General features: G+C 35.5%; 28 protein-coding genes and 1 riboswitch. Of the genes, 17 read left to right on the top strand and 11 right to left on the bottom strand.

The genetic code is table 11. The features are described from left to right. Positions 1-16: 16 nt before the first annotated feature. Positions 17-122, bottom strand: a riboswitch (SAM riboswitch). 92 nt (positions 123-214) lie between these two features. Next, entirely contained in the window at positions 215-1,516 is a 1,302-nt protein-coding gene (locus tag ACFWDE_RS17360; protein ID WP_377893573.1) for an NCS2 family permease, read from the bottom strand. A 224-nt stretch (positions 1,517-1,740) separates the two neighbouring features. Between ACFWDE_RS17360 and ACFWDE_RS17355 the strand changes: the two genes are divergently transcribed. The 3 genes from ACFWDE_RS17355 (at position 1,741) to ACFWDE_RS17345 (ending at position 4,149) form a co-directional block, all read left to right on the top strand. Further along, positions 1,741-2,607: an SDR family oxidoreductase gene (locus ACFWDE_RS17355; RefSeq protein ID WP_377893611.1), complete on the top strand. Its 867-nt coding sequence runs from the start codon at positions 1,741-1,743 to the stop codon at positions 2,605-2,607. Positions 2,608-2,972: 365 nt separating this feature from the next. Further along, the gene (locus tag ACFWDE_RS17350) at positions 2,973-3,734 is read left to right on the top strand and encodes a L,D-transpeptidase (protein ID WP_377893571.1); all 762 of its coding nucleotides are present in this window, start codon (positions 2,973-2,975) and stop codon (positions 3,732-3,734) included. 163 nt (positions 3,735-3,897) lie between these two features. Next, positions 3,898-4,149, top strand: a complete 252-nt coding sequence (locus ACFWDE_RS17345) for a hypothetical protein (protein WP_377893569.1) — start codon at positions 3,898-3,900, stop codon at positions 4,147-4,149. Between the two features lie 32 nt (positions 4,150-4,181). On the opposite strand, the gene ACFWDE_RS17340 is transcribed toward ACFWDE_RS17345, so the two are convergent. The 9 genes from ACFWDE_RS17340 to ACFWDE_RS17300 all read right to left on the bottom strand — a co-directional run bounded on the left by ACFWDE_RS17340 (position 4,182) and on the right by ACFWDE_RS17300 (position 10,895). Next, positions 4,182-4,397, bottom strand: a complete 216-nt coding sequence (locus ACFWDE_RS17340; RefSeq protein ID WP_377893567.1) for a DUF1540 domain-containing protein — start codon at positions 4,395-4,397, stop codon at positions 4,182-4,184. 72 nt (positions 4,398-4,469) lie between these two features. Further along, a complete protein-coding gene (locus ACFWDE_RS17335; protein WP_377893565.1) occupies positions 4,470-4,925 on the bottom strand; it encodes a thioredoxin family protein in 456 nt (151 codons plus the stop codon). A gap of 12 nt (positions 4,926-4,937) precedes the next feature. Continuing rightward, a complete protein-coding gene (locus ACFWDE_RS17330) occupies positions 4,938-5,357 on the bottom strand; it encodes a disulfide formation protein C (RefSeq protein ID WP_002116351.1) in 420 nt (139 codons plus the stop codon). Positions 5,358-5,523: 166 nt separating this feature from the next. Then, positions 5,524-5,775, bottom strand: coding sequence for a YhdB family protein (locus ACFWDE_RS17325; RefSeq protein WP_002150460.1), 252 nt, complete (start codon positions 5,773-5,775; stop codon positions 5,524-5,526). Positions 5,776-5,899: 124 nt separating this feature from the next. Then, a complete protein-coding gene (locus tag ACFWDE_RS17320) occupies positions 5,900-6,409 on the bottom strand; it encodes a PCYCGC motif-containing (lipo)protein (RefSeq protein WP_002063869.1) in 510 nt (169 codons plus the stop codon). Between the two features lie 54 nt (positions 6,410-6,463). Beyond that, complete coding sequence (locus ACFWDE_RS17315; protein ID WP_377893562.1) at positions 6,464-7,564, bottom strand: GerAB/ArcD/ProY family transporter; 1,101 nt, start codon at positions 7,562-7,564, stop codon at positions 6,464-6,466. A 12-nt stretch (positions 7,565-7,576) separates the two neighbouring features. Then, on the bottom strand, positions 7,577-8,659 hold the full coding sequence (gene gerYC / locus ACFWDE_RS17310) for a spore germination protein GerYC (RefSeq protein ID WP_377893561.1): 1,083 nt from the start codon (positions 8,657-8,659) through the stop codon (positions 7,577-7,579). After that, on the bottom strand, positions 8,656-10,161 hold the full coding sequence (locus ACFWDE_RS17305) for a spore germination protein (RefSeq protein ID WP_377893559.1): 1,506 nt from the start codon (positions 10,159-10,161) through the stop codon (positions 8,656-8,658). The genes gerYC and ACFWDE_RS17305 overlap by 4 nt, the downstream gene beginning before the upstream one ends. Before the next feature lie 125 nt (positions 10,162-10,286). Further along, the gene (locus ACFWDE_RS17300) at positions 10,287-10,895 is read right to left on the bottom strand and encodes a hypothetical protein (RefSeq protein WP_377893558.1); all 609 of its coding nucleotides are present in this window, start codon (positions 10,893-10,895) and stop codon (positions 10,287-10,289) included. A 231-nt stretch (positions 10,896-11,126) separates the two neighbouring features. Between ACFWDE_RS17300 and ACFWDE_RS17295 the strand changes: the two genes are divergently transcribed. From ACFWDE_RS17295 to ACFWDE_RS17230, 14 genes are all read left to right on the top strand, one after another. After that, a complete protein-coding gene (locus ACFWDE_RS17295) occupies positions 11,127-11,687 on the top strand; it encodes a nitroreductase family protein (RefSeq protein ID WP_002150450.1) in 561 nt (186 codons plus the stop codon). Positions 11,688-11,802: 115 nt separating this feature from the next. Beyond that, positions 11,803-13,218 (top strand): stage V sporulation protein SpoVR, encoded by a 1,416-nt coding sequence (gene spoVR, locus ACFWDE_RS17290; RefSeq protein WP_377893556.1) that lies wholly within the window; start codon positions 11,803-11,805, stop codon positions 13,216-13,218. A gap of 124 nt (positions 13,219-13,342) precedes the next feature. Then, positions 13,343-15,229: an AAA family ATPase gene (locus tag ACFWDE_RS17285; RefSeq protein WP_377893555.1), complete on the top strand. Its 1,887-nt coding sequence runs from the start codon at positions 13,343-13,345 to the stop codon at positions 15,227-15,229. 3 nt (positions 15,230-15,232) lie between these two features. Further along, positions 15,233-16,528: an McrC family protein gene (locus ACFWDE_RS17280; RefSeq protein WP_377893553.1), complete on the top strand. Its 1,296-nt coding sequence runs from the start codon at positions 15,233-15,235 to the stop codon at positions 16,526-16,528. Positions 16,529-16,679: 151 nt separating this feature from the next. After that, the gene (locus tag ACFWDE_RS17275; RefSeq protein ID WP_377893552.1) at positions 16,680-17,957 is read left to right on the top strand and encodes a neutral/alkaline non-lysosomal ceramidase N-terminal domain-containing protein; all 1,278 of its coding nucleotides are present in this window, start codon (positions 16,680-16,682) and stop codon (positions 17,955-17,957) included. A 146-nt stretch (positions 17,958-18,103) separates the two neighbouring features. Next, positions 18,104-19,768, top strand: a complete 1,665-nt coding sequence (gene cdr / locus ACFWDE_RS17270; protein ID WP_377893550.1) for a CoA-disulfide reductase — start codon at positions 18,104-18,106, stop codon at positions 19,766-19,768. 132 nt (positions 19,769-19,900) lie between these two features. Then, complete coding sequence (locus ACFWDE_RS17265; RefSeq protein WP_002063885.1) at positions 19,901-20,164, top strand: metal-sensitive transcriptional regulator; 264 nt, start codon at positions 19,901-19,903, stop codon at positions 20,162-20,164. Positions 20,165-20,252: 88 nt separating this feature from the next. Beyond that, entirely contained in the window at positions 20,253-20,813 is a 561-nt protein-coding gene (locus tag ACFWDE_RS17260; protein ID WP_033706433.1) for a sulfurtransferase TusA family protein, read from the top strand. A gap of 38 nt (positions 20,814-20,851) precedes the next feature. Then, on the top strand, positions 20,852-21,988 hold the full coding sequence (locus tag ACFWDE_RS17255) for an MBL fold metallo-hydrolase (protein ID WP_377893546.1): 1,137 nt from the start codon (positions 20,852-20,854) through the stop codon (positions 21,986-21,988). Positions 21,989-22,009: 21 nt separating this feature from the next. Next, complete coding sequence (locus tag ACFWDE_RS17250; RefSeq protein ID WP_002063888.1) at positions 22,010-22,240, top strand: sulfurtransferase TusA family protein; 231 nt, start codon at positions 22,010-22,012, stop codon at positions 22,238-22,240. Positions 22,241-22,278: 38 nt separating this feature from the next. Next, positions 22,279-22,638 carry a rhodanese-like domain-containing protein gene (locus ACFWDE_RS17245; protein WP_377893544.1) on the top strand — a complete coding sequence of 120 codons (360 nt, stop codon included), beginning with the start codon at positions 22,279-22,281 and terminating at the stop codon, positions 22,636-22,638. Between the two features lie 15 nt (positions 22,639-22,653). Beyond that, positions 22,654-22,950: a rhodanese-like domain-containing protein gene (locus ACFWDE_RS17240; protein ID WP_002063891.1), complete on the top strand. Its 297-nt coding sequence runs from the start codon at positions 22,654-22,656 to the stop codon at positions 22,948-22,950. Between the two features lie 72 nt (positions 22,951-23,022). Then, positions 23,023-23,502, top strand: coding sequence for a DsrE/DsrF/DrsH-like family protein (locus ACFWDE_RS17235; RefSeq protein WP_002063892.1), 480 nt, complete (start codon positions 23,023-23,025; stop codon positions 23,500-23,502). A 33-nt stretch (positions 23,503-23,535) separates the two neighbouring features. Continuing rightward, on the top strand, positions 23,536-24,309 hold the full coding sequence (locus tag ACFWDE_RS17230) for a sulfite exporter TauE/SafE family protein (RefSeq protein WP_002063893.1): 774 nt from the start codon (positions 23,536-23,538) through the stop codon (positions 24,307-24,309). 33 nt (positions 24,310-24,342) lie between these two features. Here the strand turns inward: ACFWDE_RS17230 and ACFWDE_RS17225 are convergent, their stop codons facing one another. After that, complete coding sequence (locus ACFWDE_RS17225) at positions 24,343-24,783, bottom strand: hypothetical protein (protein WP_002010734.1); 441 nt, start codon at positions 24,781-24,783, stop codon at positions 24,343-24,345. Between the last annotated feature and the right edge of the window lie 34 nt (positions 24,784-24,817).

The following is a 24,817-nucleotide window of genomic DNA, read 5'->3' as shown; positions in this document are numbered from 1 at the left end:
ACGTCTTATCATATTACTCTTATCTTTCAACACAATGTGTTGTAAGAATTAGCACCGTGCCCATAAATGGGTCGGTTGCCGGGCTTCGTAGGGCTCATCCCTCCACCTGCTCTTGATAAGACATCGAATATTTAACTATTTAGAATTATTCCATAAGTATATACTGTTGTCAAATGTTTTTTTGTAAATAAAAAATCCCTCTTTATGAGGGATTTTAATGTGGTAAGAAAACTAATTGATAAGCGAACAAGATTCCGAATAAATACACAAGCGGGTGAACAGCACGGAATTGTCCTTTTGCCAATTTCATAAGTGGGTATGAAATAAATCCAAGTGCAATTCCTGTTGAGATACTTGATGTAAGTGGCATGCTTAAGATTACTAAAAATGCTGGGAATGCTTCATCGAATGTATCCCAATCGATGTGGCGAACTGAGCCCATCATAAGACTACCAACGATAATTAATGATGGTGCTGTAATAGCTGAAACGCCAGAAACAGCACTCACTAACGGTCCGAAGAATGCTGCTAATGCAAATAGAACAGCTACTGTAACAGTTGTTAAACCAGTACGACCACCAGCTGCAACACCAGCAGATGATTCAATGTAAGCTGTTGATGGTGTTGTTCCGAACATAGCTCCAATTGTTGCTGAGAATGAGTCAGATAGAAGAGCTCGTCCTGCTTTTGGAAGCTTTCCGTCTTTCATAAATCCACCTTGTTGTGCAACGCCAAGTAGTGTACCTGTTGTATCAAATAGTGTAACGAGGAAGAATGAGAACACAACGCCGTATAATCCGTAGTTAATTACATCAGATACAGCAGTAATTGGATTTGAAACGATAATTCCTTCTGGTAATCCAGGCATTGATGTAACGCCGTTTGAGAATGTTAATTGACCTGTGAAGTAAGCGATAATACCAGTTAATAACATTCCGATAAATAGTGCCCCGTTTATATTTAAAGACATAAGGATAATTGTAATTCCAAGGCCAGCTAATGCTAGTAGAACTGGAGCAGAGTGAAGATCGCCAAGCCCAACTAAGTTTGCATCATTTTTTGTAACAATTCCTGTTAAGCGCAAACCGATAAAAGCAATAAAAAGACCGATACCAGCAGTAAGTGCATGTTTTAAGTTTTCAGGAATTACTTCCATTAATTTCGTACGGAAAGATGTGAATGATAACAAAATTAAAATCATACCTGCTACGAATACAGCAGAGAATGCAATCGCGAAAGTCATGCCTTCATGAGCTTTTACAACAGAGTAAGAGAAGTAAGCATTTAATCCCATACCTGGTGCAATTGCGATTGGTAGATTAGTAAAGATCGCCATAAATAATGTTCCGACAACAGCTGCAATGATTGTCGCTGTAAATGCTTGCTCAAATGGAACGCCTGCATCCCCAAGGATGACAGGGTTTACGACAATGATATATGCCATTGTTAAAAAGGTAATAATACCTGCCATAATTTCAGTTTTAATAGAAGTTTTATGTTTTGAAAGGTTAAACATATAAACATCCTTTCTTTTTACGAATAATTTTCACAACAGTTATATATAATATTCGTTTTTTAACTATTTTGCAATAGTTTTGCATAAAAACTTTAGAACAATTCCTATTTTATGTCGTAAATTCGAATATTAACCGTAAAACTGTGTGTGAATTGTGGTTTTTTAATGTGTAAGTAGTTTTTTTTATTGTGCGCATTATAAGGGGAAAGGAGTTGAAGGAAGTTATGCCGCAGCAAAAAAACTTTGTAACGATGCCAGCGCAACATCAAAATAAACAGCCTGGTATTGAATCATTAATGAATCCTCGTCCAAAGTTTGAAGATCCTAATTATAAAGGAAGCGAAAAGTTAAAAGGAAAGAATGTATTAATTACAGGGGGAGATAGTGGGATTGGGAGAGCTGTGTCCATCGCTTTTGCAAAAGAGGGAGCAAATATTGCGATTGCTTATTTAGATGAGGACGAAGATGCAAATGAGACGAAAAAACTTGTTGAGAAAGAAGGCGTAAAGTGTGTATTGTTGCCGGGTGATTTAAGTAATGAACAACATTGTAAAGATATTGTGGAAGAGACCGCCCGACAGCTAGGTAGTTTAAATATTTTAGTGAATAACGTCGCACAGCAATATCCGCAGCAAGGATTAGAATATATTACAGCGGAACAGTTAGAAAAAACGTTTCGCATTAATATTTTTTCTTATTTTCACGTTGCGAAAGCAGCACTCTCTCATTTAAAGCAAGGTGATGTAATTATAAACACGGCATCTATCGTTGCGTATGAAGGAAATGAAACGTTGATCGATTATTCTGCAACGAAAGGAGCAATCGTCACTTTTACAAGATCGCTATCTCAGTCGTTAGTACAAAAAGGAATTCGTGTAAATGGGGTTGCACCAGGCCCAATTTGGACACCGCTTATTCCATCCAGTTTTGATGAGAAAAAAGTATCACAGTTTGGGAGCAATGTTCCTATGCAAAGGCCTGGTCAGCCGTATGAATTAGCGCCTGCATATGTATATTTGGCGTCTAGTGATTCGGCATATGTGACAGGGCAAATGATGCATGTAAATGGTGGAGTAATTGTGAATGGATAGTTTTCATTTATAAGAGCAAAGTAAAGCTAATTGCATTTATCCCGCTATTTGCGGGCAGTAAAATTCCAACTCAAAATTCAGGTGGAGCACAGAAGTTAGGTGGGGGGATTAACTCCCCGTAAACGCCCGATTGGTGAAGGCTAATCCTCAGTGGGGGATGAACAAACCCCCCACTGATTAAAGTTTCACTTTATCTCGCTATTTGCGGGCAGTAAGACTCCTACCTCAAAATTCGGTGAATACAAGAAAGTTAGGTGGGAGATAAATGCCCGATTGGTGAAGGCTAATCCTCAGTGGGGATGGACAAAATCCCCCAACGAGTAAAGTTTCACTTTATTATGATGTTAGTGCTAGGGAGGATTTAGATGAAGAAAGTATGGTTTATCGTAATCCTATTTTTCTGCCTGCCAGCTAGCGTTTTTGCTAATACAGATCATTTAATATTAGTTAACCTTACAACGAATCAGCTGTCTTTTTTTGAAGAGGGAAACTATACTAGAACATTTCCGATAACGACAGGAAGAGATAGCACCCCAACGCCTGAAGGGAATTTTTGTATTATAACTAAATATAAAAATAAAGAATACCATCGTAAGAAAATAGCTGGGGGTGCTCCAAATAACCCTCTCGGTACGAGGTGGCTGGGTCTAGATAAAAAGGAATATGCGATTCATGGAACAAATCGGGAATGGACGATTGGAAGCCGGGAGTCGAATGGTTGTATTCGCATGCACGATCGGGACATACAATGGTTATACGACCGAGTACAATTACAGACGAAAGTAATTATTTCGCGTTTTCATACGAGTCCCGAATATGAAGCGTATAAGCTTGGTTATCGTGTTGTGAGTTGGAATGGTCGTAAAGTAGAAGAAGAACAAATTGGAATGCTTACGTTAGTAGACCGTGTAAATATATATTGGCAAGAACCAAATGGACAATTGACGAAAATAAAAACGGTATTGCCAACTGAAAAATATACAGTGTATTCCAAACGAAAAGATGGAACCTATTATATAGGAAACAATTTGTATATTGTAGATGAAACGGGAGAAAAAATTCGTTATGAGCAATTACCTTATTCGATTTTAAGTAACATATATAAAAGGAAATATAATGTTCCATAATAGCTACCGTGTATAGGCGGTAGCTTATTTGTGATGAAGTTTAGTTGGTTTTAATGATTTCATACCAATCGTGTGCCTGCAAATAGTGAGATGAAAAAATTGAAACAGCAACTATTATGTTTTGCTGAATATAATACAGTACAGACTGGGGGGCGGTCACATTATGAAAAGTGAATTTGCATTTAAAATTTTCTTAATCACGACTTGTTTATTTATCGTGTATGTATATGCGTTACTCGTCTTCTCCTTTTATGTTCCATATGTTGATTTAATATTGTTCGTCGGATTTATTTGGGCATTTGTTAAAGCGAGGGAAGGGGAGAAGAGTGTATATCGACGCATTACTTTATGCGGGACGGTCCTTCTCGTTATTTTGTACTTTTTTATGATGCATGATTTTTGGAGGGTAATGTAAAAAAGCATACGACTAATCGTATGCTTTTACGTTTAATATTTCGGTTTAAATGTATGACAACACGTTTCTACACTCGTTGTTACAGAACTTTCAAGCGTCTCGTTTGTTAAAGTAGTGTTTGTATATGAACTGTTTTCAATTTGACCTGCTTCTTGTGCATCAGGTTGAACAACGATTGCACTTGCTTGACAAAGGTTACCTTGTCCCCAAAATGAGCAATTGGAAACAGAGCATTTCACTTCTGGCATAAAACCCCCTCCTTATACATTAGTGTGGGATTTTACACGCATTTCATGTATAGAAGGAGTTTCCTTTTCTCGTTATTTCTTCGTTTGCTCAAGCCACTCTTTTAATTTGTCTTCCGGTTGTTCGCCGCTAATACGGCTCACTTCTTTACCATCTTTAAAATGAATGATTGTTGGAGTACCTTTAATTTTATATTCATCCCAAGGAGCATCTAATTTTTCAATATCCATAACTTTCATATCAACATTCAAGTCTTTAGCCATTGGTACTAGGATAGGAGATAATTTTTGGCAATGAACGCAAGATGTTTGATAAAAGTATACTGTTTCTTCTTTTTTTTCTTTTAAGTTCTTTTGGAGATCTGAAAGAGAGATTTTATTTGTGTAGTAGTCAGGACCATCTGTTTGACTACCAGTAGTATTATCAATTTTTTGGCTAGTTGAAGCATTTTTTTCTTCCATTTGTGTTACAGCGAAAATTGCTGCAAACAAGGCAATAATAATACCGCCAAATATAAGCATTTTTTTCATTTTTTCATCTCCTTACTTGTTTTTAATTACAATGAAGCTACAAATAGCGATTGTGATAAAGCCGATAAGTGCTAAAAACGGGATTGTCACAAAGCCAAACCAGTTTATGTATTCTCCCGTACAAGGTACGCGTCCGCAAGCTGCTCCTGCAGCTGATAGTGCTGAAACTTTTTGAATTGCATAATGATATAAAGAAATACAAGCACCAATACTTGCAATTGGTAAGGAATAACTTGCAATGCGATAATCTTTTTTTACTACAGCAATGCCGAGCCATAAAACGAATGGATACATAAAGATACGTTGATACCAGCAAAGGACACAAGGCTCAAATTTCATGATTTCGGAAAAGTATAGGCTACCTAGCGTAGCAATAAAAGAAGCTCCCCATGCAGTAAATAAAGCATACTCTTGCTTTTTTTCTCGTCCCATATTTTATACCTCACTTATAATAGTTACATACTAAATTATAGTATGAAGTAGTACAGAAAAGAAAGAGAAAATATGTTTATCAATAAAAGTTTTGTAAAAGAAAACTTTTATTGATATAAAAATGTTCAAAAAAGCGCCATTCTCTAAGAGAGAATAGCGCTATATTTTACATTTGAATTTGCTCTACTACTTCTTCTACATGTGACTTCTGGGATGCATGGTCAATATATTGAAATAGGAGCTGCAATTGCTTGTCAACTTCTGGTAATTCTTTACTGTATTGATAAGCGTGTAAAAAGTGTTCAATACGCTTAGAAAATAGTTGATCATTCGTTTGAACCATTAAAACGAGTAGTTTATCCCAATTACAGCAATACGTGTAATAGAGAGCTTTGTCATAGTCGTTATATGTTTGCACTGTGTTACCCTCCTTACCGAAGAGTTATATATAGTGTGTGATAAGCGAGGAGAAATACACTTGAAAGAATTTGTTAAGAAAAAAAGTGAATGAAAAGAAAAAAAACGAGGAGTCTCCTCGTTTTTTAAGCTTTTGGCATTGGCGTAGGTGTTGGTTTTCCATATCCTTCTTTGTATTTATTATCAATATAATTACGAATTTCAAGCGTTGATTTTCCTTTTTGTTTCATCGAAGCAGATTCAACTGCGATTTCTAAGCAATTTACACAAGTTGTTGCATGGGAATCCCAAACAACTTCACCATTCTTTTTGATTTCACGAATAAAGCAATTTTTATTATTTTTATGTCCTACACTTTCACCACAACCGCAGTAACAAGGAATCCAATCCAATAGTTCAGCATTTTGTCCAGCGACAGTATAGATGTCTTTCATTTGTGGATCAAGTTTGTCTAGGAAGGCCGGAAGTGTGTCGACTCCTTTTGTCTTTTCTTGAATGTCAGCTTGCTGAGTATGCGTGGCATGGTCATGCTCTTCTTTTGATTCAGAAGATTTTTTTTCATTTGTACCAGTACTCCCGCATCCAGTAAGAATTAAGCTCAGTACTACAAGTAAAGAAAATACATACTTTTTCATCCGCTTGTCCCCTTTACAAATGTATTAATAAAATTGTATCAGACTAAAGCACACCTAGGGAGAAGTTTTTTTTGAACGATTTTTGAAGCGCCACCGCAGTGAATGGAATAGAAATAAAATCGGTACATAAGCGTAGACAATATACATGCCTATTTGGGATAATATTGTATTTAATGCATTGATACTCTCACGGTTTGTAAAAAATAGGGATGAAATAAATATAATTGTGATAAAAAGTGGCAATGTAATTTTAAATGGTATGCGAAAAGATTTCTTAGTAATGCAACAAGAAGACCAAATCGTTAAACAAAGGTTAGGTAAAATAATAAGAAACCATAAGAAAATAATAATGTACTCAAACCTTTGGATAAAGGGAACCTTAATAATTTTTAGCATCGTTAATGTTGGCCAAATTGTATGATGTAGTTGTCCTTGGCTATAGTACATAAGGGAAACAAGCGCTAATATGACGTATAGAATGGTTGTAAAAGCAATACCGCTATGTGCCCATTTATTTAACGATTTTCCTTTTTTTATAAATGGATAAAAAATAAGGATTGCTTCAAATCCAAGAAATTCTAATGCAGATGCTTTAGTTGCAGTTAGAATGTCTAAAGGTGAATGAGTGAGAATTGGGAAAATGTTACGGACATGTGCATATTTCATTGGGAAAACTAAGAAAAATAGTACGAAAATCGGTATTATGACGCCCCAGAAACAGATTCCTGTTACAGAGCGGAATCCACCTTTTATTACGTAATATGTTACGAGTAAAAATAATAACGTTAATTTCCACGGTTTAATTGTAGGAAAGACCCAAACTTGAATGACTTCAATATATGTACGAAGAACAGTAAGGCAAAATAATAGAAGGTATGCAGCAAAGCATACGGAAAAAAATGTTCCAATCCACTTTCCGAAACATGTCGTATGAATATTCATTAAATCATTATCTTTTTCTAACATTTTAAGCATGCAAAATAACACGATATGAGTTGCAATACCAGCGACAATAAGGGAAATCCAAGAATCATAACCGGCATATTGCGCAATAATTCTTTGGTATCCTAACACACCTACTCCGATTTGAAGGGAGTGTAATAGAAGGAATGTGAAATAAGGGGAAACAGTATGTGTTTTATCTTGTTCAGCCATTATAGCACCTCACTATTCTCCGATACCAGATTGTACGACATTAATTTGCACATTAACAGCAACGTCTACGCTAGGGTACATTTCTTGAATTTGTTGTATAGTCCATTTTCTTGAATGACTACGAATTTCTTCTCGTATCCCTATTGGATCGATTTCTTTTTCTTGGAATTGTTTTATTAATTCGTTTAAATGCTTCTCAAGCGTTTTTTCTACATGTTTTTTTACGTAAGTTATATTTTCGTTCTTTGCTAAATCGAGCCAGTCGGGAGCATTTTTTATAAGTCCATTTAACTTTAAGTGGATGTTAACTTTCGGAATGTCACCGTTTTGGGAAAGAGAACAAAAACTTTTTCCAGATAAGTTTTGAGTAGCGATCAATCCTTTATGTTTACCTTGACGTATCGGAACTTCGTAACGCCCATTTTTAGTTGGATTAATGAGTAATTTTAATAAAAAAGATCCTTTTTTATCTGTGTACATAACCACTTTATCCTTTTTTAAAAAAGCAAGTCCTTTAATGGAAGCGGACTTGTCTTCATCAACTTTAATATAAGGAAGAAATGGATCGTATCCAGATGAATAAAAGTTATATAAAAAAATATTTAAAGCTGTCCGAGGGATTGTCTCGGTTTCTATATTTTGCTCCAGTAAATCAGATAGATATAGCGATCCATTCGTTTTGACATGTTTAAGTAATTCTTCTGTTGAACCATCTACAAGCGCTAGTTGCACATCTCGGCCAATATTAGGATTACGTTGTAAGTTGGTAATAACATCCCCAATTCCACGTTCACCAAATGATTTTCCAAATAGGACAACACGCATTTGACCTACAGCGATCGTATGTGGTGATTTGGCGTTTAGAAGTGAAGATATTGTTTCAATGGTACCAGCAGTCGTTGATTGAGTTTGAGGCTTTGATTGCACGCCCCTTGTGTAATCGGGATAGAGAATCGTCCCGCGAAATTTTTTATCTTTCGTTATATCAAATCCACCTACATGAATAATTCGCTGTGTGTCTACTATATTTGGTTGTGTACAGCCGGATTGGAAAATTAAAATGATAATGGAAAAGCATAATAAAGTATTTTTCATTTCTCTTCACCATCATGCTTTTCTTTCGCTTTGTTTGGATCATAGCGCCATTTCTTTTTTGGTCTTAGAAAAGAGGCACGTCCTGCAGTTTGACTAAATGGCAAGCGAAAGAGGCCTTCTGCTGTCCCTAAACCGCGAAATGGATATAGAGGTAATAAATAAGGTGATCCAAGTGATTTTAAGCGAATTAAATGAGCTAATATGAATACGAATCCTACAATGAGACCTAAGCCCCCAAATGCACCAGCTAAAAGAATAAGTGGAAATCGTAGTATCCGGATAGTAGAAGACATTTTTACAGTTGGTGTTGTAAAAGAAGCGAGTGCTGATAAAGCAACTGCAATTAATAAAATGGTACTCGTTAAAGCAGCCTGAACAGATGCTTGGCCAATTACAATCCCGCCAACGATGCCGATTGTTTGTCCAACTTTTGTAGGTAATCGTGCTCCAGCTTCACGGAGCAATTCGATTGTGATTTCTAAAAAAAGTGCTTCTAAAATAGGCGGAAAGGGTACATTAGCTCTTGAAAAAATAATCGGGCCTAGTAAATCCGCAGGAATCATTTGATAGTGATACGTTAATACAGCTGTATAAATAGCTGATGAAAATAGCGAGAATGCTGCTCCGAAAAAGCGAACCATTCGAAGAAATGAGCCTGCTATCCATGGTAAATAATAATCTTCTGGAGAGACGAAGAAATCGAGTAATGTCGCTGGTCCAGCTAATGCATATGGTGAACCGTCTGTTAAAATGACAACTCCTCCATTCAATAATGCATAAACGGAGCGATCTAAACGCTCTGTAGGGAGTAAAACAGGGAAGGGAGAGTTGCTGTTATCACTAATAAACTGTTCAATCATAGTTGCATCGAAAGGAACATCAAAGTCAATGTCTTGTAGGCGCTGCATTGCAGTATTAACGTGCTGTTCATTCGTAATGCCTTCGATGTAAGCAACTACGACTTTTGTTTTTGATATAGAGCCCACTACAACTTCTTTGAAAACTAATTGCTCCGTTACAATATTCCGGCGAAGTAAGTGTATATTTGTATCAATATTTTCAACAAATCCGACTTTTGGACCGATGACACTATATTCATTTTCAGTATCGTTATATAGCCGTGTACCTAAAACGGAACTTTCAGCACGAAAAAGTGCATATTCTGCGATTTGAGAATCATTTTTTAGTTGTATAAGTACATAACCACTTAATAATTTTTCACGAATGTCATCAATAGAAGGATTAGTGATAATCTCCTCAAGTGTGACGATATTTGCTATATCACTTATATTTTCAATGTGATCTAATTCTCTTTTTATAGGTGTTAAAATGAATCGATTAATGAGGAGTGATTCGGCTGTAGATTTATAGTAAAACAAACATAACGTCCCATCTTCTACGATGTTATAAGAAACGAAATCACTAGATCCTTTCATAGTTTGGATAAATTCAGGAATGGAACAGATTGTTTTTTTATTCTTTTTAGACGAAGAACGAAACATTTTCTCACCCCTTACCTACATTATTTACTTATGTTAGTTTTTGGGAAAGACGGGAATTTATACTTGAAAATTGAAAGTTCATAAAGAAAAGGAAGAGGGATGAATATCTCTTCCTTTTTGGCATGTTAATTTGTTTTCTTTTCTTTAATAGACTTCACTAATTTAATCATTTCTGCCCGTATATCTTCTTTTTTAACATTTAGTTTTTCCGCAATTTGTTTAATATCCATCCCATCTTTTTTCATTTTCAGTACATCATCGAGAGAAGTATTACTTTTTTGAGCGATGATTGTTAATACCGTGAGCTGACGTAAGCCTATGTTATACTCTTTCATTTTTTGTTTTAGTCCATCTGGTGTGGACTTTTGCATACTTGCTAATTCTTGCAGTAGTGCTTTTTTCGTTTCTTTATTCATATGATGCTTTTTCAATTTACTTGGATCTACACCGAAATGCTCGGCTGTTTTCTCCCAAGATTTATTTTGCTTATAGTAAGCTAAAACGTCCTTAATTTCTTTTTTACTTATTCTTGCAATGTGGGCAGCTTTCCAAATTTCATGTTTGTTATAGCCGAGTTTTTCTAATGATTGCATTTCTTCTTCTGAAACTGGCTTATGATGGTGCATGGTTACTTCTTTTGGCGTGGCAGCGGAAGCAAAAGCAGAAGCAGGAAAGACAGATATCCCACACAATAATGCTGCCATAGTCATACTTACTACGATTTTCTTATACATGTAAACTCCTCCTAGATGGGTAATGTGGAAAACTTACACATATCATTTCCATAAAATGTGAAAAACTTGTGAACAAGTTAAGTTTTTTTATTCACAGTATAAAAAGAAGTTTTTCTTGGTTTTCCAACATAAAACATTGATTAATAGTGAAAAACTAGGTTATAATCGAAATTGAAAATCAATATCAATGACGGATTTATACATATAGATAAAAATAAGGGAGAGAAAAATATGACTACATATACTTCCATCGCAAACGTTATTAAAGAAAGACGTTCTGTTCGTACATTCACAGATAAAGCAGTAGAAAAAGAGCTATTAATTGAACTATTAAACGAAGCAACGTGGGCGCCGAATCATAAACATCGCGAGCCATGGAATTGTAAATTATACATTGGAGAAGGTCGTCAGAAATTAGTAGACGCAGTATTAAACTCTTTCACAGAAGAAGAAAGAGCGAAACGCGGCAAAATTTTATCTGACCGTTTCTTAAGCACCCCTGCACAAATCGTTGTGTACATTAATGAAGATCCGCGTCAAATTCAACGTGACGAAGATTACGCTGCAACATGTGCATTTATGCAAAACTTCCAATTACTTGCTTGGGAACGTGGCTTAGGATGTGTTTGGAAATCAGGTGGATTAAACTATAATCCACTATTTATAGAAGGAATCGGTTTAACAAGAGGTCAACGCATCATTGGAATTCTTCACATCGGCTATTTCGATAAAGCACCAGAAGGAAAAGCTCGTACGCCGATTACGGAGAAGATGGAGATTATTGAGGGTTAATTTGGAAGGCATTCTCGTTTTTTACGAGGGTGTCTTTTTATTATGTAATCAATCCTCATGAAAGCTTGTTCCCCATCATACACTTTCTTAAGGGAAAGTGTAAGGAGGGAAAATAATGAGAACAAGTGACGATAAAGCACTACAATATGCGATTGCTGAAATTACTGAAATTGCGACTGGATTTGGTCTTGATTTTTATCCGATGCGCTATGAAGTATGTCCAGCGGAAATTATTTATACATTTGGTGCATATGGGATGCCGACGAGGTTTTCGCATTGGAGTTTTGGAAAGCAATTTTTTAGAATGAAATTACAATACGATTTGGGACTTAGTAAAATTTATGAACTCGTTATTAACTCTGATCCATGTTACGCCTTTTTATTAGATACGAATTCTTTAATTCAAAATAAACTAATCGTGGCGCACGTTTTAGCGCACTGTGACTTCTTCAAAAATAATATTCGTTTTTCTAATACGAAACGTGATATGGTGGAGAGCATGTCAGCAACAGCTGAACGTGTGAAAGCATATGAGCATAAGTACGGAAAAGCAGAGGTAGAAACGTTCTTGGATGCAGTACTTGCCATTCAAGAACATATAGATCCATCACTTATGCGCCCGAAACTTGCATGGAGTATTGAAGATTTAGAAGAGGATGTAGAAAAGAAAAAGATATCACAGTACGATGATTTATGGAATTTAGATGATCGAAACAAAAAGAGGGAAAGACCTAATATGCATAAAAAGAAGAAAATCCCTCCGCAACCAGAAAAAGATTTACTCCTCTTTATTGAAGAATACAGCCGTGAGCTAGAAGATTGGCAGCGCGACATATTAACAATGATGCGCGAAGAAATGTTATATTTCTGGCCACAGCTTGAAACGAAGATCATGAATGAAGGCTGGGCTTCCTACTGGCATCAACGCATACTTCGTGAAATGGACTTAACATCTGGTGAAGCAATTGAATTTGCGAAATTAAATGCAGGTGTCGTACAGCCATCAAAAACAAGTATTAATCCATACTACCTCGGTATTAAAATGTTTGAAGATATTGAAGAACGCTACAACAATCCGACAGAAGAAATGAAGCGGCGCGGTGTGAAGCCAGGCTCTGGTCGTGAGAAAATGTTTGAAGTACGAGAAATTGAATGGGATGTATCATTCCTAAGAAACTACTTAAATAAAAAACTTGTAATGAGAGAAGATATGTACTTATTCCAGCGCCAAGGAAAAGAATATAAAGTAATTGATAAAGAGTGGGAACATGTACGCGATCAACTCGTAAATATGCGTACGAATGGAGGTTTCCCATACTTAGTAGTAGAAGATGGCGACTACTTAAAGAATGGGGAATTGTACATTAAACATAGCTATGAAGGAATTGAGCTAGATTTAAAATACTTAGAAAAAGTATTACCGTATCTTCATCAGCTATGGGGAAGAACGGTGCATATGGAGTCCATTGTGGAGAGTAAGGGCGTTGTGTTTTCTTATGACGGGAAGATGGTGCATCGGAAGTATGTGTGAGAGGAAGCCGCTGGAATCAGCGGCTTTTTTATTGATTTGGTAATTTAATGAAATTGGTAAACGTATATGTGATAATGTTGTTAGTTTCTTAAATTTTGTTTTTTATTCAAGGGGGATAAGATGCGTGGGGGAGTTTGAACTGCAAGTTTATCAAAGAAAATATGTGGTAGGGAAAGAGGTTGAGTATTACATCCTTACAGGTAAGATCAGTGAGGCAGAGTATATAGTTAAAGTTTTAGCAAATCATGAAGAGCTTGCATCAGTAGTTGTATATAAGAGGTTGGAGTTTGCAAAGAAAAAAGGAATGGAACTTTTGTTACAACATGAAGAAAATGTTGAGTTGGAAGATTTAGAGATGATTCATTTTAAAGAGGATCGTCTTAACGGAAAGCCTTGGCAAAAAGATAATGATAGTGTGCTCAAGTCATTGTTAAATCAGAATTATAGAAGTTTAAATGGGGAAATTGAGTCGCATATAGGGAATAAGAATGTAACCGAAGAGAGGGATAAGATAATGCAACAAAAAAATACGATTCTATATGGACCACCAGGAACAGGAAAAACATATACAGTTGCGGAGAAAGCGCTTGAAATCATTATGCCTCAACAGTACAAACAAATAATGGGAAACCGTTTAGCTGTAATGGAAGCCTATCAAAAATTAAGTGAACAAAATCGTATTTCTTTTTGTACATTTCATCAATCTTTCGCATATGAAGATTTTGTGGAAGGGTTAAGAAGTGACGAGGAAGGAAAATTCATATTACAGGATGGTATTTTTAAAAGAATATGTGAAACAGCGGTATTAGGAGAAACAAAGGATGTTTCTGTATATGATTTTGATGAGAATGAGATTGAATTTTATAAAATGTCTTTAGGTGGCATTCAAGAGGAATACGGAGAAGATATCTACAACTATTGTATTGATAATAATTGTGTTGCATTAGGTTGGGGCGGCAATATTGATTATGAGGGATGTATAGATCGCCAAGCTGTACATGAGAAATTTTATTCATACAATGCTGAGGATGATAAGGTATTTAATGTTGATGCAATTAATCGGTTTAAAAATTGGATGAAGAAGGACGATATTATTTTCATTTCTGAAGGTAACCATAAAATTAGAGCCATTGCGAAGGTAATTGGTGATTATAATTATGTTGAAGATTCAGAGATTAGATATAAACACTTTCGAGAAGTAGAGTGGTTATATTATGGCGAAACAATAGGTGTCGACCAAATTTTAAAAGATAAAGTATTATCGCAGCAAACAATATATCAATTTGGAAAAATGGATTTAAATATGCAGCAAATAAAACGTTTGCTTACAAAAACAAAACCAGTTAATGAAGAAACGGATAATTATGTACTTATTATAGATGAAATTAACCGAGGAAATATCTCGAAAATATTTGGGGAGCTTATTACTTTAATTGAAGATGACAAAAGAATTGATGCTACAAATGAAATAAAGGTAACTTTACCTTATTCGAAAAAATCATTTGGTATTCCTAGTAATCTTTATATTATTGGAACAATGAATACCGCTGACCGATCTATTTCGATGATGGATACAGCATTACGCCGAAGATTTCATTTTGAGGAACTAATGCCGCAACCGAATTTGTTACCAGAAAAAATAGGGAATATAGAAGTACAGAAAATGCTAAAAGTATTAAATGAGCGCATTGAGTTTTTAATTGATCGTAACCATACAATCGGACATGCCTATTTTATAAAAGAAAATTTAACTTTTGAAGAGCTAGTTGAAATTATGAAGTTTAAAGTAATCCCATTGTTACAAGAATATTTTTATGAAGATTGGGAGAAGGTGGAACTTGTTTTAGGTGGAGCTGGAAAACTGGGGGATAATTCATATTTCTTAACAAAAGAAGAAAAAACTGCTCAAGGAATTTTTAAAACTGAATTAGATTACGATCAAACTATAAAGAAATATCAATTGGTGGAAAATCCGAATGAACAAGCTTTTTTAAATATATATGAGGGATAGGATATGAAACATATCACAACATATGAAGTTGCAGGAAAAGTTTTGATTAAGGAAAATTGTTCACAATGTTTAACTGAAAAAGAAGCTAGAGACTTAGAAAAGTATATTGGAAGTAGTAAGCTTGATAAGAAGTGTATTAAATGGGGAAGAAATAGCGTAACATTTATTAATTATGTTGGTTTTATTCAACTAACAACGGTATCTATTGAAATCCTACCTAAAACGCAGATAAACAGCTCTGATAAAGAAATTGAAGAATCAAGAAAAATGTTATTACAAATGTTGTATAGGACAGGAAGTCTAAAGATTAATGTTAATAATATGAGTATGAATCAAATGTGTAAGCATAATTTATTAGAAATGTTTGGAGAGCTATTTGCATTGATGTTGGAAAAAGAATTAATGAAGGGGCTTTATATGCAGTATGTTCAACTAGAGGAGAACTTATCTGTAGTAAAAGGGAATATTCTTTTTCATAAACAATTACAAAATCAAGCAACTCGTGTTAATCGTGTACATTGTCAATATGAAGAATTTTCTGCTGAAACCCAATTAAATTATATTTTGAAAAGTGCAATTGAAAAATTAATGAGTAATGTGAAACAATTAGGAACCTTAAAGAAATTGAAAAGATGTTCTGTTTATTTTGATGAGCTGGCATTTTCAACAATAACAAGCATGGATTTTAATACAGTTTATTTTAATAGGTTAAATAGAAGGTTTGAACCAATTTTTATTTTAGCAAGAATGATATTAGAAAATATGTTTTCATTATCAAGTTTCGGAAAAGAAAAAAGTTTTTCGATTTTATTTAGAATGGATGAATTGTTTGAGAAGTATATTGCTAATTTATTAGATACATGTATTGAACATAAAGTGATGGGTCAGCATAAGAAATATAAACTTATGATTAATGAGTTTAATGATAGAGAGGTATATCCATTAAAACCTGATATTGTTGTTTTGCAGAATGACAGTGAAAAGCTGATTATTGATACAAAATGGAAATTTATTAATGGTTCTAGAAACCGTCATGGAGTAAAAAGAGAAGATCTATTTCAAATGTATGCGTATTTAACTAGGTATGAGAAGGTTTCAACGGTAATTTTGTTGTATCCACATCAATCAGCTATTGCTAAGCCATCAAGTGAAGTTTTGGAATCGTGGTATTTAGAAGAATCTACGGGAATTCAACAAAAACAAAAAATAAGGGTATATTCTGTCAATTTATCCAGTGAAAGAAGAGTAATTCAAGATTTACAAGGGATAATTGAAGAGAACCTCACTGTATTATTATGAGAGTTTTTAGTAAATCGTTGTGAGTATATCGGAAGTATGTGTGAGGAAAAGAACGGACATAGATTGCTATGTCCGTTCTTTTTATCTGGAACAAAGTCAAATATGCTATTCTTGAAAAAAGGGAGTTACATAGAGAAATGGAGAGATTCAAATGAGCAAAGTAGGGGTATGCAAGGTGGATATTACGCCGCCTTTAGGCATTGATTTTATCGGATATCATAGAGATACAGGAATTAATAATATTGAAGAGCGTATTTATGGGACGGTCTTTGTATTTGAAAAAGATGAAATAAAAACTGTGTTTATAAGCATTGATAATATTGGGATGTTAGTAGAAGATACGAATATTATTCGTGAGCGAGTAGCTAGTAGGCTTCATGTCCCATTTGAGCGAATAACGGTTGTTTATACTCATACGCATTCCGGTCCAGAAACGGTCGGTGATGATCCGCTAGTACAGTCGTATAAAACGATTTTAGTAAATAATGTGGTGCACGGTGCTGTTACTGCAAATAACAACATGGTGTTATGTGAAGTTGGATGGGGTGTTACGACAGGTGATATGGGAGTAAACCGAAGAGAGAGAACATCTGATGGAAAAGCGAAGATGGGAATAAATATAGGGGGTGTTGTAGATAAACGAATTGGCATGTTAGCAATGAGAGATGCTGAAACGAAGGAGCTATCTGGGATTGTAGTATTTTGTACTGCTCATCCGAATGCTTTAAAAGGTGATAGTGATGTATTATCAGCAGATTATCCTGGAATGACGAGAGGGATTCTTGAGAAGATAGTAAACTGTCCTGTTATTATTGTTCAAGGTGCTGCCGGAAACGTGAACGCGAAGTATCGTGGTTCAAGGAAAGCATTAAAACAAATGGCTTACACACTTGGTGGACATGTATTAACGATGCTACCAACAGTTACATATAGCCCAATTGTAAAATTAAGAACGATTTCGAGTACGATGCAAATGAAATTGAAGGATATTCCTGAAATTGATGAGATAAGAGGAATGGCTCGATTAGCTGAGAGACAGTGGGGTGTGAATACAGATGAATGGCTTACTATCGTTTTAGAGAAACATAAGCAAAATATTCGGCAGCTAAGTATCGTTTTAGAAGTTCAACTGTTTCAAATTAATGATGGTATGTTCGCTGGAATACCGATGGAACCTTTTTCGGAAACTGCGTTAGAAATAAAAGAGAGTCTTCAAAATGAACTAGCTTTCTTTGGTGGCTATACGAATGGATATATTGGTTACTTACCGACAAAAGAGGAATATGCATATGGTGGGTATGAAGTGGAATTAAATCCTGTTGTGTATGGGCCGGTTACAAACTTGTTGATGCCGCCAGAGGAGAATACAGCAGATTTCATTGTACAGAAAGTTATAGAAATATACGTAAAAGAACTTGGAGCTATCTAGGTTCTTTTTTGTTTCGAATTTGTGAACAAAAGATATATATATTGAAAATGATTTTTGTATATTTTATCATATACCCATACGGGTATGAGTTTTTTGTTTATAATACATGGAGAAATTAAATAATAAACAACATGGAGGTTTAAAATATGTCTAGAAAAATTGTTGTAGTAGGTGGGGTTGCGGGCGGGGCATCAGTCGCTGCAAGGCTTCGTCGTTTAAGTGAAGAAGATAAAATTATTATGGTTGAGCGTGGTGAATATATTTCATTTGCAAATTGTGGATTACCATACTATATTGGCGGTGTAATTACAGAAAGACAAAAACTATTAGTACAAACTGTTGAAAAGATGTCAAAGCGTTTTAATTTAGATATACGTGTATTAAGTGAAGTGGTAAAGATTAATAAAGAAGAGAAAACAATTACTATAAAGAATGTAACTACAAATGAAACATATAACGAGGAATATGATGTGTTAATTCTTTCACCAGGGGCAAAACCAATTGTTCCACCTATTCCGGGTATTGAAGAAGCGAAGGCGTTGTTTACATTACGAAATGTACCTGATACAGATCGTATTAAAGCATACATTGATGAGAAGAAACCAAGTCATGCGACGATTATTGGTGGCGGATTTATTGGGATTGAAATGGTTGAAAACTTAAGAGAACGAGGACTTGATGTTACTCTTGTAGAGATGGCAAATCAAGTAATGCCACCGATTGATTATGAGATGGCAGCGTATGTACATGAACAGATGAAACAGCATAATGTTGAGCTTGTTTTTGAAGATGGTGTGGATGCTATAGAAGAGAACGGAACTATTGTGCGTTTAAAAAGCGGTTTAAATATAAAGACAGATATGATTATTTTAGCAATTGGTGTACAACCAGAGAGTCGTTTAGCAAAGGATGCAGGATTAGCACTAGGAGTTAGAGGAACGATAAAAGTAAATGAAAAATTTCAAACGTCGGATTCACATATATATGCAATCGGTGATGCGATTGAAGTGAAAGATTTTGTTACAGAAACAGAAACGATGATTCCTTTAGCGTGGCCAGCTAATCGTCAAGGTCGCATGTTAGCAGATATTATTCATGGTCATATGGATTCTTTATATAAAGGTACGATGGGAACTTCTATAGCTAAAGTTTTTGATTTAACAGTTGCTTCGACGGGAGTAAATGAGAAAATATTGAAACGGTTAAATATACCCTATGAGGTAGTACACGTACAAGCAAATTCCCATGCTGGATATTATCCAAATGCTACCCCAGTACTAATCAAATTAATTTTCAATAGAGAAAATAGAAAAATTTATGGAGCACAGGCGCTAGGGCGTGACGGTGTAGATAAGCGTATTGACGTTATTGCAACAGCGATGAAAGCAAATTTAACTGTAATTGATTTGCCAGATTTAGAATTATCATATGCACCACCATATTCATCTGCGAAAGATCCAGTAAACATGGTAGGATATGCGGCAAGTAATATAGTAGATGGTTTTGTTGATACAGTACAATGGCATGAAATTGATCGTATTGTTGAAAATGAGGGATATCTGATTGATGTTCGAGAGCCTAATGAATTAAAGCAAGGAATGATTAAAGGTTCTATTAATATTCCATTAGATGAATTACGTGATCGCTTGGATGAAGTGCCATTAGATAAAGAAATATATATTACTTGTCAGCTTGGTATGAGGGGATATGTTGCAGCACGTATGTTAATGGAAAAAGGATATAAGGTAAAGAACATAGATGGTGGTTTTAAATTGTATGGGACAGTATTACCAGAACGTGTTGTATATTGATAGGTTTCACTTTTTGTTTAGCGAACATATAAGGTGAAAATTAAAAATAGGGGTTTATAAAATACCTGTAGGGGTATAATATATTGTCATAAGTTATAAATGGTGACATAATGGTAATGAGGTGATTATAGGATGGAATATAATCAAGATATGAAAAATAGATTGAAACGTATTGAAGGTCAAGTTCGTGGTGTGCTTCGCATGATGGAAGAGGGAAAAGATTGCCGAGATGTTATTACACAGTTAACTGCATCCCGTTCTGCGCTAGATCGTACAATTGGACTCGTTGTGGGAACAAATTTAGAGCAATGTTTACGTGAACAGTTTGAAAGTGGAAATGGTTCAAATGAAGAATTAATTAAAGAAGCTGTTCAATTACTTGTAAAAAGCCGATAATCTGTCAAACATATGTGTTGACAGATTTTCAAAAACATTTTATTATACCCCTACAGGTATATGTATGGTGATTAGGGAGGAAATGACGATGAGTATAAAAGTGGATACGAGTTTAGATTGTAAAGGATTGGCTTGTCCGATGCCGATTGTGAAGACGAAGAAGGCGATGGAAAGATTGGCATCAGGGCAAGTGATTGAAATCGAGGCAACAGATAAAGGATCTACGTTAGATATTCAAAGTTGGGCGAGTAAAGTAGGGCATCAATATATCGGGACGAAACAAGAGGGAGATATATTAAAGCATTATGTAAGAAAAGCCCATGAGCATGAAGTGAATGAAGTTGTGAAATATCCTTATACGATTACGAATGGGGAATTGCAAAATATATTATTAAGTGGTGAGGATTGCACTGTATTAGATGTTCGTGAAGAAGCGGAATTCGTCTTTGGTCATATTCCATCCGCAATTTCGGTGCCGTTAGGTGAATTAGATAGTGCTTTGTTAGACAGTGCGAAACCAATTTATGTTGTTTGCCGAACGGGTAATCGTAGTGATATAGCGTGTCAAATGTTGAAAGAAAAAGGTTTTTCAAACGTGAAAAATGTCATTCCAGGTATGTTAGAGTGGCAAGGGAATGTGGAGAAATAAAATTTTTTAAATGAAAATATACCTACGGGGGTAATTAAATGAACATTAAGATGTTACAAGCAAAAGATGTTGCAGAGAAAGTTTTATTCGGAGATTTGTTTATTTTAGATGTTCGTAATGAGACGGATTATGAAGATTGGAAAATTGAAGGGAAACAAGTTTCTTCTATAAATAAACCTTATTTTGACTTGTTAGATGGTGTAGATCATATTGTAGATGAATTACCGAGAGAAAAAGAGATTTTAGTCGTATGTGCGAAAGAAGGTTCTTCGCAGTTTGTTGCGGAGCAATTGTTGAATGCTGGTTTCAACGATGTTTCCTATTTAGCTGGTGGGATGAAAGCTTGGAGTGAATATGTAAAGCCGCTCAAAGTAGGAGATGTACAGGGCGGAGGGAGTATATATCAATTTAACCGTCTTGGAAAAGGCTGCCTATCCTATATGGTAGTTTCAAAAGGTGAAGCAGCAGTTATTGATGCAGTAAGAACGGTTGAAGCATACGAGGAATTTGCGAAAGAGCATGGAGTTACTATTACGAATGTAATGGATACACATTTACATGCAGACCATATTTCTGGTGGTCGTAAGTTAGCTGAAAAAGTAGGTGGTACGTATTGGTTACCTCCAAAAGATGCGGAGGAAGTCGTTTTCTCATACGAACGACTTGTAGAAGGATCTGTTATTACGGTGGGGGGTACCAAAATTGGAATTGACGCGTTATACTCACCAGGGCATACGATTGGGAGTACGTCATTTATTGTAGATGATTCCTATTTATTATCAGGTGATATTTTATTTGTAGATTCAATTGGCCGTCCAGATCTTGCTGGGAAGGCTGAAGATTGGGTGAGTGATTTACGAAATACGTTATATAAACTTTATAAGGAACTGTCTCAAGATTTAATTGTTTTACCAGCTCATTATTCAAAAATAAGTGAAATGGACGACAGAGGCATTGTGAGTGCGCATTTACAAGATTTATTTAAGGAGAATGTAGGGTTAAATATTGTTGATGAGGGAGAGTTTCGTAAAACTGTGACAGAGAACTTACCGCCTCAGCCGAATGCTTATGAAGAAATTCGTCAAACGAATATGGGTAAGATTTATCCGAGTGTGGAAGAAGAGCGTGAAATGGAGATTGGCCCAAATCGTTGTGCAGTTCATGATTCATTATAAAATAACAAACTGGAGGAATAGATGATGAATGTAAAACAAGTATTAGATGCGAAAGGTTTAGCATGTCCAATGCCGATTGTAAGAACGAAGAGAGCGATGGATACTTTACAATCTGGAGAAGTGTTAGAAGTACATGTAACGGATAAAGGGTCAGTTAAGGATATTCCAGCATGGTCAAAAACAGGCGGTCATGAAATAGTAAAGCATAATATAGAAGACGATGTGCTGAAGTTTTGGATTAAGAAGGCGTAGTGAAGAACTAGTTTTATAAAGGCGGAGAGGTTGGTTATATGAATACAATATTAAGTACGCTGTTCATTGCATTTGCTGCATGGTTTGTTATTTCACGTTTTTTACCGGTGAAAGGTGTTCAAAATATAAATGGAAAAGAATTAAAAAGTATAGTGGGAAAACAGGGGAAGTACTTTATTGATGTTCGTACAGTAGGTGAATATAGAGGAAATCATATGAGAGGATTTCAGAATATCCCGCTAAATGAGTTAGTTAGTAAGGCAAATCAGCTAGATAAAAATAAGGAAGTAATCGTTATTTGTCAGAGCGGGATGAGAAGTAAGCAAGCAGCAAAAGTATTAAAGAAATTAGGATTTCAGCACATTATAAATGTTTCAGGCGGTATGAACGCTTTGTAAGGAAGGGATAGCAAGATGAAAGAAATAACAGCGAGAGAAGTAGAGGAAAGATTGTTACGAAATGAAGAGATACATGTGATTGATGTTCGTGAAGTGGAAGAAGTGATGGAAGGGAAAATTCCAGGAGTGATTCATATTAGGTCAGGTTTACTAGAGTTTCGAATACATGAGCTGGATAAAAATAAAGAATATATTATCGTTTGTCGCTCAGGCGGGAGAAGTGCAAGAGCAGTTCAGTTTTTAGAGAGTTACGGTTTTCGAGCCATAAATATGGTAGGTGGCATGTTAGCTTGGGAAGGTAAAGTTGTATAGTACGGAGATAAATGATTTGAGCCTTTTTATAAATAATTAAATACCCCTATAGGTAATTAGGAGGAGAACAACATGGAACAACAGAAGAAAACGACGATTGTTTTATTTAGTGGAGATTATGATAAGGCGATGGCAGCTTATATTATTGCAAATGGTGCAGCGGCGTACGATCATGAGGTGACTATTTTTCATACTTTCTGGGGTTTAAATGCGCTTAGGAAAGATGAGCATGTGAAAGTAAAGAAAACGTTTATAGAGAAAGTGTTTGGAAAAATGATGCCGCGCGGCGCTGATAAGATGGGATTATCAAAAATGAATTTTGCTGGTATGGGGCCAAAGATGATTAAAGGCATTATGAAGAAGCATAATGCGATGTCTTTGCCAGATTTAATTGATATGGCGAAAGAGCAAGAGGTTAAGCTTGTAGCTTGTCAAATGACAGTAGATTTATTAGGGTTAAAAGAGGAAGAGATTATGGAAGGGGTAGAGTTTGCAGGAGTAGGTGCATATTTAGCAGATGCTTCGGATGGGAATGTGAATTTATTTATTTAAATCACCTTCTTTTTAGAAGGCGGGGGATACAATATGAGTTTAACAGTACTACTTTTTATTATTGGATTTATAGGTTCGTTCATATCAGGGATGGTTGGGATTGGCGGTGCAATTATTAATTATCCGATGATCCTATACATTCCAGTATTGCTAGGATTTGCCGGATATACATCACATGAAGTGAGTGGTATTACAGCGGTTCAAGTATTCTTTGCAACTTTTGCAGGCGCGTGGGCGTACAGGAAAAGTAACGATATGGATAAAACGTTGGTTGTGTATATGGGAGCTAGTATATTAATAGGAAGCTTTGTAGGTAGCTTTAGCGCGAATTTATTAAATGAGCATGCTGTAAATGTTGTTTATACAATATTAGCTACTATCGCGGCTATTATGATGTTTATACCGAAGCGAAGCGATCGTAAGGGATCAGAGGGGATTATGTACAATAAATGGCTAGCTAGTTTGTTAGCGTTTATTGTAGGAAGTGTTTCCGGCATTATTGGGGCTGGTGGTGCGTTTCTTTTAGTCCCGATTATGCTAGTTGTTTTAAAACTACCGATACGTACGACAATAGCAACCTCTATCGCTATTACTTTTATTTCCTCGATAGGAATTACTACTGGGAAAGTGATTACTGGACAAATAGTTGTTATTCCGGCTCTTATCGTTGCGATAGCAAGTTTATTTGCCGCTCCTCTTGGAGTGAAAGTAGGGAAGAGACTGAATCAAAAAATTTTGCAATATGTATTGTCCGCTTTAATTGTAGGAACTGCGATAAAGATGTGGATTGATATGATATCGAAATAAAAAGATGGTGCTCTTGTAGCACCATCTTTTTATTTACGCCCAAATAACTTTCATTAAGTTCTTATATTCATCGTTTGCCAGTTTATATAGCATTCTCGTGTGTTCAAAGACAAGTGCGGGATTAAAGTTTGGTTCTGAGAATGCAAGAGATGTTGAAATATCAATTGCATTTTGTTTGTTTAGCGTGAATTTTGCAAATCGATAAGATGTGTTTAATTCATTGATGACATGTAAAATGTCATTTTTTGATGTTGAATCAGGTACAAGAGCAACATTGAAGCAGTATATATCCACAGCAGGATGTTCGCTTTGGAAAGCAGCGATAAGTTGAATTTTTGCGCCAGCTTCTGTTTCTAATCCTACTGAAAAATGTACCGAACCATCATTTTCATCTATATTTTCTTCCATGTATATATCGTTTGATTTTAAGTACTCTTTAAAATCTGAAATGTTATGTTTTACTGCAGCTTTCATATGTATGAGCCCCCTGATAATTGGAATAGATTAC

The organism is Bacillus sp. NPDC060175, assembly GCF_042728695.1.
Taxonomy (GTDB): domain Bacteria; phylum Bacillota; class Bacilli; order Bacillales; family Bacillaceae_G; genus Bacillus_A.
This window is presented reverse-complemented; position numbering and strand designations above follow the sequence as displayed.

What these genes read in the sequence shown, in the direction of transcription:
- ACFWDE_RS17250 (WP_002063888.1), top strand. Translation starts at nt 22,010, where the DNA reads ATGATGAATGTAAAACAAGTATTAGATGCGAAAGGTTTAGCATGTCCA.
- ACFWDE_RS17255 (WP_377893546.1), top strand. Translation starts at nt 20,852, where the DNA reads ATGAACATTAAGATGTTACAAGCAAAAGATGTTGCAGAGAAAGTTTTA.
- ACFWDE_RS17335 (WP_377893565.1), bottom strand. Translation starts at nt 4,925, where the DNA reads ATGAAAAAAATGCTTATATTTGGCGGTATTATTATTGCCTTGTTTGCA.
- ACFWDE_RS17350 (WP_377893571.1), top strand. Translation starts at nt 2,973, where the DNA reads ATGAAGAAAGTATGGTTTATCGTAATCCTATTTTTCTGCCTGCCAGCT.
- ACFWDE_RS17355 (WP_377893611.1), top strand. Translation starts at nt 1,741, where the DNA reads ATGCCGCAGCAAAAAAACTTTGTAACGATGCCAGCGCAACATCAAAAT.
- ACFWDE_RS17280 (WP_377893553.1), top strand. Translation starts at nt 15,233, where the DNA reads ATGAAACATATCACAACATATGAAGTTGCAGGAAAAGTTTTGATTAAG.
- ACFWDE_RS17300 (WP_377893558.1), bottom strand. Translation starts at nt 10,895, where the DNA reads ATGTATAAGAAAATCGTAGTAAGTATGACTATGGCAGCATTATTGTGT.
- ACFWDE_RS17330 (WP_002116351.1), bottom strand. Translation starts at nt 5,357, where the DNA reads ATGGGACGAGAAAAAAAGCAAGAGTATGCTTTATTTACTGCATGGGGA.
- spoVR (WP_377893556.1), top strand. Translation starts at nt 11,803, where the DNA reads ATGAGAACAAGTGACGATAAAGCACTACAATATGCGATTGCTGAAATT.
- ACFWDE_RS17360 (WP_377893573.1), bottom strand. Translation starts at nt 1,516, where the DNA reads ATGTTTAACCTTTCAAAACATAAAACTTCTATTAAAACTGAAATTATG.
- gerYC (WP_377893561.1), bottom strand. Translation starts at nt 8,659, where the DNA reads ATGAAAAATACTTTATTATGCTTTTCCATTATCATTTTAATTTTCCAA.
- ACFWDE_RS17315 (WP_377893562.1), bottom strand. Translation starts at nt 7,564, where the DNA reads ATGGCTGAACAAGATAAAACACATACTGTTTCCCCTTATTTCACATTC.
- ACFWDE_RS17260 (WP_033706433.1), top strand. Translation starts at nt 20,253, where the DNA reads ATGAGTATAAAAGTGGATACGAGTTTAGATTGTAAAGGATTGGCTTGT.
- ACFWDE_RS17230 (WP_002063893.1), top strand. Translation starts at nt 23,536, where the DNA reads ATGAGTTTAACAGTACTACTTTTTATTATTGGATTTATAGGTTCGTTC.
- ACFWDE_RS17295 (WP_002150450.1), top strand. Translation starts at nt 11,127, where the DNA reads ATGACTACATATACTTCCATCGCAAACGTTATTAAAGAAAGACGTTCT.
- ACFWDE_RS17340 (WP_377893567.1), bottom strand. Translation starts at nt 4,397, where the DNA reads ATGCCAGAAGTGAAATGCTCTGTTTCCAATTGCTCATTTTGGGGACAA.
- ACFWDE_RS17275 (WP_377893552.1), top strand. Translation starts at nt 16,680, where the DNA reads ATGAGCAAAGTAGGGGTATGCAAGGTGGATATTACGCCGCCTTTAGGC.
- ACFWDE_RS17225 (WP_002010734.1), bottom strand. Translation starts at nt 24,783, where the DNA reads ATGAAAGCTGCAGTAAAACATAACATTTCAGATTTTAAAGAGTACTTA.
- ACFWDE_RS17240 (WP_002063891.1), top strand. Translation starts at nt 22,654, where the DNA reads ATGAAAGAAATAACAGCGAGAGAAGTAGAGGAAAGATTGTTACGAAAT.
- ACFWDE_RS17305 (WP_377893559.1), bottom strand. Translation starts at nt 10,161, where the DNA reads ATGTTTCGTTCTTCGTCTAAAAAGAATAAAAAAACAATCTGTTCCATT.
- ACFWDE_RS17320 (WP_002063869.1), bottom strand. Translation starts at nt 6,409, where the DNA reads ATGAAAAAGTATGTATTTTCTTTACTTGTAGTACTGAGCTTAATTCTT.
- ACFWDE_RS17265 (WP_002063885.1), top strand. Translation starts at nt 19,901, where the DNA reads ATGGAATATAATCAAGATATGAAAAATAGATTGAAACGTATTGAAGGT.
- ACFWDE_RS17245 (WP_377893544.1), top strand. Translation starts at nt 22,279, where the DNA reads ATGAATACAATATTAAGTACGCTGTTCATTGCATTTGCTGCATGGTTT.
- cdr (WP_377893550.1), top strand. Translation starts at nt 18,104, where the DNA reads ATGTCTAGAAAAATTGTTGTAGTAGGTGGGGTTGCGGGCGGGGCATCA.
- ACFWDE_RS17235 (WP_002063892.1), top strand. Translation starts at nt 23,023, where the DNA reads ATGGAACAACAGAAGAAAACGACGATTGTTTTATTTAGTGGAGATTAT.
- ACFWDE_RS17345 (WP_377893569.1), top strand. Translation starts at nt 3,898, where the DNA reads ATGAAAAGTGAATTTGCATTTAAAATTTTCTTAATCACGACTTGTTTA.